Raw genomic sequence first — 12,797 nt, forward strand, 5'->3', positions numbered from 1 at the left:
CCTGGTGGTGACCCTGAGCAACAACGCCACTGTCACCATCAAGGCCGGTGAAACCAGCGCGCCATACACCCATGACGCGCAGGGCGACGACGTCTACAAAGACGCTGGCGAAATCGAGCTGGGCATTAAGTCGGCAGCAGACATCGACGGCCGTGCCTTCGAGAACTTGCAGCTGGGTGACGCGGCGTCGGTCAAAGTCACCGATACCACCGATGATGTGGTGGCCAAGCTGACCGCTACACCTTCGGTCACTGAAGGCGGTGTGATCACTTACACCATCACCCTGACCAACAAAGACGGTCTGCCGATTGATAAACACTCGGCGCTGACCTTCACCCTGAGCGACGGCACCACCGTCATCACCGTGCCGGCTAACAGCACTACCGGTTTCACCACCGTGACGGCTCCGGACAACGTCTACACCGGCACCAACGATCCAGTGATCAAGTCGATCGCCACCGTCGACGGCGCCGATGTTGGCAAGTTCGAGAACCTGGTTCTGGACAAGACCCCGGTCAGCACCGCAGTGACCGACGAGCCTGGCTCGGGCACTCCAGGGACTGGCAACGAAGGCGATCTGGTCAAGGTCACCATCACGGCTGACCAAGTGTCGGTGGCTGAGAACGTCAAACCGACGTTCACCGTCCACATCAACACTGCTCTGGCCCACGACTTGGTCGTGACCCTGAGCAACAACGCGGTTGTGACCATCAAGGCCGGTGAAACCAGCGCGCCATACACCCACGACGCGCAGGGCGATGACGTCTACAAAGACGCTGGCGAAATCGAGCTGGGTATCAAGTCCGCCGTCGATGTGGATGGCCGTGCCTTCGAGAACCTGCAGTTGGGCGATGCGGCGTCGGTCAAAGTCACCGACACCACCGACGACGTGGTGGCCAAGCTGACCGCGACGCCTTCGGTTACCGAAGGTGGTGTGATCACTTACACCATCACCCTGACCAACAAAGATGGTCTGCCGATCGACAAGCACTCGGCACTGACCTTCACGCTGAGCGACGGCACCACTGTCATCACCGTGCCGGCCAACAGCACCACCGGTTTCACTACGGTGACTGCCCCGGACAACGTCTACACCGGCACCAACGACCCAGTGATCAAATCGATCGCCACCGTCGACGGCGCCGATGTTGGCAAGTTCGAGAACCTGGTTCTGGACAAGACCCCGGTCAGCACCGCAGTGACCGACGAGCCTGGTTCGGGTACTCCGGGCACGGGCAACGAAGGTGATCTGGTCAAGGTCACCATCACCGCTGACCAAGTGTCGGTGGCTGAAAACGTCAAACCGACCTTCACCGTCCACATCAACACTGCTCTGGCCCACGACCTGGTGGTGACCCTGAGCAACAACGCCACTGTCACCATCAAGGCCGGTGAAACCAGCGCGCCATACACCCATGACGCGCAGGGCGACGACGTCTACAAAGACGCTGGCGAAATCGAGCTGGGCATTAAGTCGGCAGCAGACATCGACGGCCGTGCCTTCGAGAACTTGCAGCTGGGTGACGCGGCGTCGGTCAAAGTCACCGATACCACCGATGATGTGGTGGCCAAGCTGACCGCTACACCTTCGGTCACTGAAGGCGGTGTGATCACTTACACCATCACCCTGACCAACAAAGACGGTCTGCCGATTGATAAACACTCGGCGCTGACCTTCACCCTGAGCGACGGCACCACCGTCATCACCGTGCCGGCTAACAGCACTACCGGTTTCACCACCGTGACGGCTCCGGACAACGTCTACACCGGCACCAACGATCCAGTGATCAAGTCGATCGCCACCGTCGACGGCGCCGATGTTGGCAAGTTCGAGAACCTGGTTCTGGACAAGACCCCGGTCAGCACCGCAGTGACCGACGAGCCTGGCTCGGGCACTCCAGGGACTGGCAACGAAGGCGATCTGGTCAAGGTCACCATCACGGCTGACCAAGTGTCGGTGGCTGAGAACGTCAAACCGACGTTCACCGTCCACATCAACACTGCTCTGGCCCACGACTTGGTCGTGACCCTGAGCAACAACGCTACCGTCACCATCAAAGCTGGCGAAACCAGCGCGCCATACACCCATGACGCGCAGGGCGATGACGTCTACAAAGATGCCGGTGAAATCGAGCTGGGTATCAAGTCCGCCGTCGATGTGGATGGCCGTGCCTTCGAGAACCTGCAGCTGGGCGACGCGGCGTCGGTCAAAGTCACCGATACCACCGATGATGTGGTGGCCAAGCTGACCGCTACACCTTCGGTCACTGAAGGCGGTGTGATCACTTACACCATCACCCTGACCAACAAAGACGGTCTGCCGATTGATAAACACTCGGCGCTGACCTTCACCCTGAGCGACGGCACCACCGTCATTACCGTGCCGGCTAACAGCACTACCGGTTTCACCACCGTGACGGCTCCGGACAACGTCTACACCGGCACCAACGACCCGGTGATCAAATCGATCGCCACCGTTGACGGCGCCGATGTTGGCAAGTTCGAAAACCTGGTTCTGGACAAGACCCCGGTCAGCACTGCTGTGACCGACGAGCCTGGCTCGGGCACTCCAGGGACTGGCAACGAAGGCGATCTGGTCAAGGTCACCATCACCGCTGACCAAGTGTCGGTGGCTGAGAACGTCAAACCAACGTTCACCGTCCACATCAACACCGCTCTGGCCCACGACCTGGTCGTGACCCTGAGCAACAACGCCACCGTCACCATCAAGGCCGGTGAAACTAGCGCACCGTATACCCACGACGCGCAGGGCGACGACGTCTACAAAGACGCTGGCGAAATCGAGCTGGGTATCAAGTCCGCCGTCGATGTGGATGGCCGTGCCTTCGAGAACCTGCAGCTGGGCGACGCGGCGTCGGTCAAAGTCACCGATACCACCGATGATGTGGTGGCCAAGCTGACCGCTACACCTTCGGTCACTGAAGGCGGTGTGATCACTTACACCATCACCCTGACCAACAAAGATGGTCTGCCGATCGACAAGCATTCGGCGCTGACCTTCACTTTGAGCGACGGCACCACCGTCATCACCGTCCCGGCCAACAGCACCAGCGGTTTCACTACGGTGACTGCCCCGGACAACGTCTACACCGGCACCAACGACCCGGTGATCAAATCGATCGCCACCGTTGACGGCGCCGATGTTGGCAAGTTCGAAAACCTGGTCCTGGACAAGACGCCGGTCAGCACTGCTGTGACCGATGAGCCTGGTTCGGGTACTCCGGGCACGGGCAACGAAGGTGATCTGGTCAAGGTCACCATCACGGCTGACCAGGTGTCGGTGGCTGAAAACGTCAAACCGACCTTCACCGTCCACATCAACACTGCTCTGGCCCACGACCTGGTCGTGACCCTGAGCAACAACGCCACCGTCACCATCAAGGCCGGTGAAACTAGCGCACCGTATACCCACGACGCGCAGGGCGACGACGTCTACAAAGACGCTGGCGAAATCGAGCTGGGTATCAAGTCCGCCGTCGATGTTGACGGCCGTGCCTTCGAGAACCTGCAGCTGGGCGACGCGGCGTCGGTCAAAGTCACCGACACCACCGACGACGTGGTGGCCAAGCTGACCGCCACCCCTTCGGTCACCGAAGGCGGTGTGATCACTTACACCATCACCCTGACCAACAAAGATGGCTTGCCGATCGACAAGCATTCGGCGCTGACCTTCACCTTGAGTGATGGCACCACTGTCATCACCGTGCCGGCCAACAGCACCACCGGTTTCACTACGGTGACTGCCCCGGACAACGTCTACACCGGCACCAACGACCCAGTGATCAAATCGATCGCCACCGTCGACGGCCCCGATGTCGGCAAGTTCGAAAACCTGGTTCTGGACAAGACCCCGGTCAGCACCGCAGTGACCGACGAGCCTGGCTCGGGCACTCCAGGGACTGGCAACGAAGGCGATCTGGTCAAGGTCACCATCACCGCTGATCAGGTCTCGGTGGCCGAGAACGTCAAACCGACCTTCACCGTTCACATCAACACCGCTCTGGCTCACGATCTGGTTGTGACCCTGAGCAACAACGCGGTTGTGACGATCAAAGCTGGCGAAACCAGCAGCGCGCCGTACACCCACGACGCGCAGGGCGACGACGTCTACAAAGACGCCGGTGAAATCGAGCTGGGCATCAAGTCCGCCGTCGATGTTGACGGCCGTGCCTTCGAGAACCTGCAGTTGGGCGATGCGGCGTCGGTCAAAGTCACCGACACCACCGACGACGTGGTGGCCAAGCTGACCGCCACCCCTTCGGTCACCGAAGGCGGTGTGATCACTTACACCATCACCCTGACCAACAAAGATGGCTTGCCGATCGACAAGCATTCGGCGCTGACCTTCACCTTGAGTGATGGCACCACTGTCATCACCGTGCCGGCCAACAGCACCACCGGTTTCACTACGGTGACTGCCCCGGACAACGTCTACACCGGCACCAACGACCCAGTGATCAAATCGATCGCCACCGTCGACGGCCCCGATGTCGGCAAGTTCGAAAACCTGGTTCTGGACAAGACCCCGGTCAGCACCGCAGTGACCGACGAGCCTGGCTCGGGCACTCCAGGGACTGGCAACGAAGGCGATCTGGTCAAGGTCACCATCACCGCTGATCAGGTCTCGGTGGCCGAGAACGTCAAACCGACCTTCACCGTTCACATCAACACCGCTCTGGCTCACGATCTGGTTGTGACCCTGAGCAACAACGCGGTTGTGACGATCAAAGCTGGCGAAACCAGCAGCGCGCCGTACACCCACGACGCGCAGGGCGACGACGTCTACAAAGACGCCGGTGAAATCGAGCTGGGCATCAAGTCCGCCGTCGATGTTGACGGCCGTGCCTTCGAGAACCTGCAGTTGGGCGATGCGGCGTCGGTCAAAGTCACCGACACCACCGACGACGTGGTGGCCAAGCTGACCGCCACCCCTTCGGTCACCGAAGGTGGTGTGATCACTTACACCATCACCCTGACCAACAAAGACGGTCTGCCGATTGATAAACACTCGGCACTGACCTTCACGCTGAGCGACGGCACCACTGTCATCACTGTGCCGGCCAATAGCACTACCGGTTTCACCACCGTGACGGCTCCGGACAACGTCTACACCGGCACCAACGATCCAGTGATCAAGTCGATCGCCACCGTCGACGGCACCGATGTCGGCAAGTTCGAAAACCTGGTCCTGGACAAGACCCCGGTCAGCACTGCTGTGACCGACGAGCCAGGCGTAGGGACCCCAGGCACCAACAACCAGGGCGACAAGGTCGAACTGAGCATCGTTGCCAACCAGACTTCGGTCTTCGAGAACGAGAAACCGACCTTCACCGTCAGCATCAAACAGGCCCTGGACCAGGACCTGACCGTGCAGCTGAGCGAAGGCAAGTCGGTAGTGATCAAGAAGGGCGAAACCTCGGCCATCTTCACCCACGACGCCCAAGGCGAAGACGTGTACGTCGATGCCGGTTCGCTGACGGTCAGCATCACCGGCACCAGCGTGCCGGATGGCCGTCAGTTCGAAAACCTGGTGGTCACCAAGCCTTCGGCCTCGGTGGACATCAAGGACACCTCGAACGAAGTCATCGCCAAGCTGACGGCAACCGAGTCGGTTACCGAAGGCGGCTCGATTGTCTACACCGTGACCCTGACCAGCAAAGATGGCCTGCCGGTCAACAACCACGGCGCGCTGACCTTCACGCTGAGCGATGGCAAGACCGTCATCAACGTGCCGGCCAACGGCACCGTCGGTACGGCCACCGTCGCTGCGCCGGATAACGTCTACATCGGCCAGACTTCGGTCAGCCAGACCCTGCAATCGGTAGGCGGTGCAGGTGCCAGCAAGTTCGAGAACCTGACCCTCGACAAGACCCCGGCCACCACCACGGTCAACGACGAGCCGGGTGTCGGCACCCCAGGCACTGGCAACCAGGGCGATGTCACCACAATCGGTATCACCGGCACCACCTCGTTGACCGAAGGTGAAACCGGGAAATACACCCTGACCCTGAGCAACCCGTCGAAGGCGGAAGTCACCGTAACTCTGACCTACAGCGGCACCGCCAACGGCCAGGATTACACCGCAGTCACCACCGTGAAGATCCCGGCCAACAGCAGCAGTTTCACCTTCGATATCAAGACCATCGACGACAAGCTGGTTGAAGATACCGAAAACTTCACCGTGACGATCGGCACCGCCACCGGTGGTAACTTCGAGAACCTGCAGGTCGATAGCAGCAAGTCGAGCGTTACTACCAACATCCTCGACAACGACCACCTGCCGGTCTCGACGGGCGGTGCGGTCAAAGGCGTGGAAGACACCGACTACCTGTTCACCTGGAATGACTTCAAGGTCACCGATGCCGATGGCAACACCGGCTTGTTCGTGACCATCACGTCCCTGCCGGTCGACGGTAGCCTGAAGTTCTACAACGGCACCGCGTGGGTCGATGTGAACGCGGGGCAGGTCGTCAGCCAGGCCGACATCACCAGCAACTACCTCAAGTTCGTACCGAAGGCGAACGAGTCGGGTACCGATGGCTATGGCGGTTCCGGTGTCGGCAACAAGCAGGCTGACTACGCGCAGTTCAAGTACAAGCCGAACGATGGCACCAACCTGGGCAGCGAAGTGACCATGAAGGTCGACATCAGCCCAGTGGCCGACAAACCGACCCTGACGATCGGCAGCACCGACGTCGAGTCCAAAGGCCTGACCAAGGAAGTCTGGAGCACCCTGAAAAACCTGGGTACCGGTGGTAATGGCATTACTGGCGAAGAGCTGAAGACTGTCTTTGCCAACTCCGGCAATGCCACCTCCAGCGCCACCACTACCAACGTGCAGTCCGATGGCAGCGTTACCGCTGGCAGCGGTTCGAAAACCTCGGGCCTGCTCTTCCTGGAAGCCGGCAAAACCTACACCTTCAGCGGCATCGCCGATGACAGCATGGTGGTCACCATTGGTGGCAAGACCGTGGTCACGGCGACCTGGGGCGCAGGTGGCCAGATTTCCGGCACCTTCACCCCAACGTCCAGCGGCTACTACCCGATCGAGGTCTACCACGCCAACCAGTCTGGCCCAGGTAGCTATGACCTGAACATCCAGGTGGGCTCCGGTGCGGCCACCGACCTGAGCAGCAGCAACATCCCGATGTACCAGAACGTGACCGAGATGGCCAACGCTGGCCTGGGCGTGTCCGATCTGCACACCGTCAACGGCCAGAGTTACTACGACGGCTACAAGCTCAACGAAGGGCCAGAAGGTGGTTCGGTCAAGCTGGTCGGTATCAGCACCGGCCTGACCGACACCGATGGTTCCGAAACCTTGAACGTGACCCTCAGCGGCATTCCGAAAGGGACTGTGCTGAGCGATGGTGCGGGCCACACCGTGACTGTCGGCGGTACGCCGGTTGATGTGACAGGCTGGAAACTCAGCGGCCTGACACTGACGCCGCCTGCCTACTACAAAGGCTCGTTCGACATCACCGTTACCTCGACCGCCACCGAAAGCCTCGGCGGCTCGGACAGCATCACCGGCAAGATTCCGGTCACTGTCTACGCCGCCAACTACAAGGCAACAGTGGGTACCTCGGGCGATGACACCATCAATGGCAGCGAAGGCAACGACATCATCGTCGCCGACGTGGCTGGCCTGAACGTGGTTGCGGGCAAGAACTACAACATTGCCTTCATGGTCGACAGCTCGGGCAGTATGAGCACCCAGTCCGTCGCGGCGGCCAAGGCCCAGTTGGCTTCGGTGTTCCAGACGCTGAAAGCCAGCCTGGGTTCCGATACCTCGGGGACGGTGAATATCTTCATCGCCGACTTCGACACCCAGGTAAAAAAGAACGTGGCGGTCAATCTTGCCGATTCCGACGCACTGACCAAGCTTCAGGCGGTGCTGGACTCGATGGTGGGTGGCTCAAGCTACGGCGGTGGTACCAACTATGAGGATGTGTTCAAGACCACGGCCAACTTCTTCAAGAGCACCATGGCTACCGGTAACAGCGGCGCGGACAACCTGACCTACTTCATCACCGACGGTAAGCCGACCTATTACCAGGCCAATGAGACGACCAACTACCGCCTGTGGAGCGGCGGCAAGTACCTGGATGACGTGGTCAACGTCAACAACTACAAGGTGGGTGACACCTTCAGTGTCTGGGCCGACGCAACGCACAAAGTTGAAATCAATAGCGAAGGCACCCTCAAAGTGCTGACCTACTCAGAAAACCGTTGGGGCAACCTGGTGCTTGATTCCACCCGCACTATCGGGACGATTCATGCGCAAGGGGATGGCACCTACGAGTTCTCCGGCCTGGGCGGTACCGGTTATGCCGATTCCTGGAACTACGCGGATTCGGCGAACAACACGTCTGCCAGCTTCGCCCTGTTGGGCGGGCCTAATGGCGTAAGCAAGGTCCAGGCAATTGGTTTGAATAGCGATGTCAGCCTGACTGACCTGAAGCCATACGACAGTGCCGGCAAACCGCAGGCCAATATCGACCCATCCAACCTGGCCAGCGCGATCCTCGGGCACTCCGAGGCGACCCTGCCAGGCGCCGACAAGGTCGATGGCGGCAATGGCAACGACATCATCTTCGGTGACCTGATCTCCCTCAACGGTGTCGTCAGCGAGGGCTACCAGGCCCTGCAGGCGTACGTTGCGCAGAAGAGCGGCGTCGAGGCCAGTGCGGTCACCACCAGCAATGTCCACCAGTACATCACCGAGCACTACACCGAGTTCGATATCTCCGGTGCCAACGACGGCAAGGACTTCTTGTCGGGCGGCAATGGCAACGACATCCTCTTCGGCCAAGGTGGCGATGACACCCTCGATGGTGGCAAAGGTAACGACATCCTGCTGGGCGGTAGCGGCAAGGACATCCTTATCGGTGGCCAGGGCGACGACATCCTGATCGGCGGTAGCGGTGCCGACACCTTCGTGTGGAAGTCGGGCGATGTCGGCAACGACGTGATCAAGGACTTCAAGGTGGCCGAAGGTGACCGTATCGACCTGAAGGATCTGCTTCAGTTCGAGAAGGGCAGCACCATCGACAACTACCTGAAGATCACCACGGTGGACGGCTCCTCGACGCTGCAGGTCAGCAGCGAGGGCAAGCTCAACGCCACAGGTGGCCTGGCCAACGCCGATGTGACGATCAAGCTGGAAGGGGTCAACTGGTCCAATACCTCGATCAACTCGTTGATCAGCGGTGGCGACCCGACCATCCGTATCGATAACAAAGACAGCTGATGCCCACCCCACCCGTGCGGTCGAAATGACCGTACGGGTGGGGGCCGGCTCTTTCCTGCCTTCCCGTGACAGCGCATACTCCTGCGCCGGGCCTGCGTGCCCGGAAATCTTTGCCTATGCTGCTGTCTACCAACAAGGAACCAACGTGACGAGGGACACCGCCATGTTCTACGTGCAACGCGACGCCACCGGCCAGTTGCTGCGGGTAGAAGCAGCTTCATATGAGGGGTTCAGCGAAATACTCCCCGCCGACAACGCCGAAATCCAGGAATGGTTTGGCGATGACGAGGTGGAAAACAGCCTCAAGCAGCTCAAGCAAAGCGATCTGGACATGATCCGTGTGCTTGAGGACTTGATCGATGTGCTGACCGCCAAGGGCGTCTTCAGCATCACCGACCTGCCTGCCGGGGCACAGGCCAAGCTGCTTAACCGTTCCAAGGCGCGCAGGGCGCTGGGCAGCCTGAACAACCTGATTGATGAAGAAGAGCAGGGTGGGTTGATCTGACGGCGGATCAGCCCCGTTCCACGGTGATATGGTTATTCTTTAAAGGTATTTAAAATATCCTGCTTATGACTTTATAGTCATTCCCACTGCGTACCCGTCGACCAATCGATGCGCCGCACGACTTGAACCCACACGGGAAATCCCCGTGCGTTTCTGATCGTTGCGCGCCTTTGACGTCGCGCACTGCGTGGGAGTGAACCATGTCCGCCGCCTCGAACGCCTTGTCGTCCATCGACAGCGCCCAGCCGCAAAGCTTTGAAATCCGCCCATTCTCTGGTGCCGTCGGCGCCGAGATCATCGGCCTGGACCTGACCAAGCCGGTCAACGCCGAGGATTTCACCCGTATTCACCGCGCCCACCTCGATCACCATGTACTGGTGTTCCGCGACCAGCGCATCACCCCAGATCAACAGATCAGCTTCAGCCGCCGATTTGGCGAGCTGCAGATCCATGTGCTCAAACAGTTTCTGCTGACCGGGCACCCCGAGATTTTGATCGTATCCAACATCGTCGAAGACGGCCGCAACGTCGGCCTTGGGGATGCGGGCAAGTTCTGGCATTCGGACCTGTCGTACAAAGCACTCCCCAGCCTGGGTTCGATGCTCCATGCCCAGGAGCTGCCCAGCGAGGGCGGCGACACCCTGTTTGCCGACATGCACAAAGCCTGGGACGCCGTACCCGAAGCCCTGCGCAAGGTGGTTGAGGGCCGGGACGCGGCTCACTCCTACACGGCCCGTTACGCCGAAACCAAGTTCGAAGGCAACTGGCGCCCGACCCTCAGCGCCGAGCAGTTGGCCCAGGTGCAGGAAGTCATCCACCCGGTGGTACGCACCCACCCGGAAAACGGCCGCAAGGCGCTGTTCGTCAGTGAAGGTTTCACCACCCGTATCGTCGGCCTGCCGGACGATGAAAGCCGCGATGTGCTGCAACAGCTGTATGCCCTGAGCGTGCTTGAGCAGAACATCTACCGCCATCAGTGGCAGCCCCACGACCTGGTGTTCTGGGACAACCGTTCGCTGATCCACCTGGCCACCGGCTGCCCCGCGCACCTGCGGCGCAAGCTCTATCGCACCACCATCCAGGGCGATGCCCCGTTCTGACGACTGAGGAAACACATCATGCGCAAATCCATCAGCCGCCTGGCGGCAAGCATCGGCCTGGGCGCGAGCCTGGTCGTCGGCAGCCTGGCAGCCCCTGCAGTGGCCCAGGCCGAAGGCGAGATCCGTATCGCCGAGCAGTTCGGCATCGTTTATCTGTTGCTGAACGTGGTACGTGACCAGCACCTGATCGAGAAACACGGCAAGGAGCAGGGCATCGACATCAAAGTCGATTGGGCTCAGCTTTCTGGCGGTGCGGCCATCAATGACGCGCTGCTGTCTGGCTCGGTGGACATCGCCGGTGCTGGCGTTGGCCCACTGTTGACCGTCTGGGACCGCACCAAGGGCCGGCAGAACGTCAAGGCTGTCGCCTCGCTTGGCAACTTCCCGTACTACCTGGTCAGCAGCAACCCCAACGTGAAGACCATCGCTGATATTTCCGAGAAGGACCGCATCGCCGTACCGGCAGTCGGCGTCTCTGTGCAGTCGCGGTTCCTGCAGTACGCCGCTGCCCAGCAGTGGGGCGACAAGGAATACAACCGCCTCGACAAGTACACCCTGGCCGTACCGCACCCCGATGCTACGGCTGCGCTGATAGCCGGCGGCACCGAGCTCAACGGGCACTTCTCCAACCCGCCGTTCCAGGACCAGGCGTTGGCCAACAAAGACGTGCATGTAGTGCTCAACAGCTACGACCTGCTGGGCCCTAACTCGCCGACCCTGCTGTTTGCCACCGAAAAATTCCGCAAGGACAACCCCAAGACCTACAAGGCCTTTGTCGACGCCCTGGCCGAGGCTGCGGATTTCGCGCAGAAGGACAAGGCTGCCGCCGCCGATACCTACATCCGCGTGACCAAGGCCAAGATCGACCGCGACACGCTGATCAAGCTGATCGACAACCCGCAGTACGAGTTCACCGTAACGCCGAAAAACACCTACAAGCTGGCGGATTTCCTGTATCGGGTTGGCGCCATCAAGCACAAGCCGGCGTCGTGGAAGGATTATTTCTTCCAGGATGAACGCCCGCTGCAGGGGAGCTGATCGATCATGACCGCCCCATTGCCAGGCCACGCGGCCAGCAACCTGAGCCGTGTCGCCACGCCACCGTTACTCAAGGTGGACAACCTCAGCCTCGAATACCGCACCGCACAACGCGTGGTGCGGGCCACCCACCAGGTCAGCTTCGAAGTCGATCGCGCCGACCGTTTCGTCTTGCTGGGGCCTTCGGGCTGCGGCAAGTCCACCTTGCTCAAGGCCGTGGCCGGGTTCATCACCCCCCAGGAAGGGCAGATCCTGCTGCAGGGCCAGCCCGTCAAAGGCCCAGGCCCTGACCGCATCGTGGTGTTCCAGGAGTTCGACCAGTTACCACCGTGGAAGACGGTGAAGCAGAACGTCATGTTCCCGCTGCTGGTTTCTGGCCAGCTCAAGCGTGCCGAGGCCGAAGAACGGGCGCTGCACTACTTGGACAAGGTCGGCCTAGCAGCGTTTGCCGATGCCTATCCGCACACCCTGTCGGGTGGCATGAAGGCGCGCGTGGCGATTGCCCGGGCCTTGGCTACCCAGCCGAAGATCCTGCTGATGGACGAGCCATTCGCCGCGCTGGACGCGCTGACCCGGCGCAAGATGCAGGAAGAACTCCTGCTGCTGTGGGAAGAGGTGCGCTTCACCTTGCTGTTTGTGACCCACTCCATCGAAGAGGCACTGGTGGTCGGTAACCGCATCCTCCTGCTGTCGCCCCACCCAGGGCGAGTGCGGGCCGAGGTGCACAGCCATCAGTACGATCTGGGCAGCCTGGGCGCCGCCGATTTCCAGGCCAGTGCCCGGCGCATTCATCGTTTGCTGTTCGATGAGGCAGAGCCCGAGCAGGCCGACGACCTTGGCTTCAACGATATCCGTATCGCCTACTGACAGGAGCTTGCGC

At 60.5% G+C, this 12,797-nt stretch carries 5 protein-coding genes (1 of these 5 running past the window's edge); all 5 read left to right on the top strand.

Annotated features, from left to right (window positions below):
- Nucleotides 1-9,274 carry the end of an immunoglobulin-like domain-containing protein gene (locus tag ACSSU5_RS11405; protein WP_492561168.1) on the top strand. The gene continues 21,746 nt to the left of window position 1, outside the view, so only the last 9,274 of its 31,020 coding nucleotides appear in the window; the start codon falls outside the window, past its left edge; it ends in the stop codon at nt 9,272-9,274.
- Between the two features lie 163 nt (nt 9,275-9,437).
- Nucleotides 9,438-9,779, top strand: coding sequence for a tryptophan synthase subunit beta (locus ACSSU5_RS11410; RefSeq protein ID WP_264313991.1), 342 nt, complete (start codon nt 9,438-9,440; stop codon nt 9,777-9,779).
- 200 nt (nt 9,780-9,979) lie between these two features.
- Entirely contained in the window at nt 9,980-10,879 is a 900-nt protein-coding gene (locus tag ACSSU5_RS11415) for a TauD/TfdA dioxygenase family protein (RefSeq protein ID WP_264310814.1), read from the top strand.
- A gap of 18 nt (nt 10,880-10,897) precedes the next feature.
- A complete protein-coding gene (locus ACSSU5_RS11420; RefSeq protein ID WP_492561169.1) occupies nt 10,898-11,917 on the top strand; it encodes an ABC transporter substrate-binding protein in 1,020 nt (339 codons plus the stop codon).
- A gap of 6 nt (nt 11,918-11,923) precedes the next feature.
- The gene (locus tag ACSSU5_RS11425) at nt 11,924-12,784 is read left to right on the top strand and encodes an ABC transporter ATP-binding protein (RefSeq protein WP_492561170.1); all 861 of its coding nucleotides are present in this window, start codon (nt 11,924-11,926) and stop codon (nt 12,782-12,784) included.
- Nucleotides 12,785-12,797: the final 13 nt, after the last annotated feature.

Source organism: Pseudomonas sp. E1MeOHC2, from assembly GCF_058745025.1.